Source organism: Microcoleus sp. MOSTC5, from assembly GCF_036701825.1.
Lineage (GTDB): Bacteria > Cyanobacteriota > Cyanobacteriia > Cyanobacteriales > Microcoleaceae > Microcoleus > Microcoleus asticus.
Genome location: NZ_JAUBRK010000189.1, coordinates 1 through 1,173, shown reverse-complemented (window position 1 = coordinate 1,173; position 1,173 = coordinate 1). Strand labels below are relative to the sequence as shown.

Here is a 1,173-nt window from a genome sequence, read left to right as displayed (position 1 = left end):
ATAACTTGTGCCAGTATAGCAACCTTCAAAACTATGAAAAAGCCCTCTGAAGCTATAAATATCGTAAATTTAGACCATTTGGGAATAGTAGCGGGGATCATAGATGAAATGGAATTGGTAGAAGAAGTCAACAAAAAAGTGGGAATAAGAGTTAAAGAAACTGTCAGCCCAGGACAAGTAATGAAAGCAAAGATTTTGAACGGATTGGGATTTTTGAGCGCCCCAATCTACCTATTTGATACATTTTTCGTGGGAAAAGCAACACAACATCTAATCGGAAAAGGAATAACAGCCGAACAATTAAATGATGACAGAATCGGGAGAGCATTAGACAAATATTATCAAGTTGGAACGACAAAGTTATTCACAGCAATTGCCCTGAAAGCAGTGATAAAATTTCAAGTAGAAATGAAAAGCGTTCATCTAGACAGCAGTTCAATATCAGTAGAGGGAGCATACAAAAACTGTCAGGAAAAGAGCCAGGAAGTTGAGGCAGAATCTGAGGATACAGAATCTTCCATGAAAACCATAAAAATCGTTCATGGCTACTAAGCGAGATAAAAGACCCGATCTCAAACAATTTATCATTGATACGATCGTAACTGGGGATGGAGACGTACCATTGTATGTGAAAATACATGACGGAAATGCCGATGATAAAAGTGTCTTTGTGTCAAGATTGAAAGAGTTTAAAAATCAGTGGACATTTGACGGAATCTGTGTAGCAGATAGTGCCTTATACACAGCAGAAAATTTGTCGGCAATGGCAGGAATGAAATGGATAACCAGAGTGCCGTTAAGCATAAAAGAAGCTCAAAATAAAATCTGCAACATAGAAGATAGTGACTGGGAAGATTCTCAAATAAAAGGCTATAAAATAGCAGCCAGAACCAGTGAGTATGGCAACATCAAGCAAAGATGGCTAGTCAGAGAAAGTGAAATCAGAAAACAAGCAGACCTTAAAAAAATAGTCAAACAAGTAGAGAAACAGTTAGAATCCGCCAAAATATCGCTGCATAAGCTATCCAGGCAAGACTTTGCTTGTATTACTGATGCACAAGTTGCAATAAAAAAGTTATCAAGCTCATGGAAATATCCTGGGGGGGTGACAAAGAGGTCTACGAGATAGACTGTATAAGAGTTGCTGCCCGCATACCTTGTTGATAAAAGCGC

At 38.3% G+C, this 1,173-nt stretch carries 1 pseudogene; it reads left to right on the top strand.

Annotated elements, in window-relative coordinates:
- Positions 1-33 precede the first annotated feature (33 nt).
- Positions 34-1,096, top strand: a pseudogene (locus QUA54_RS34735) (IS1634 family transposase); the annotation flags it as partial.
- Positions 1,097-1,173: the final 77 nt, after the last annotated feature.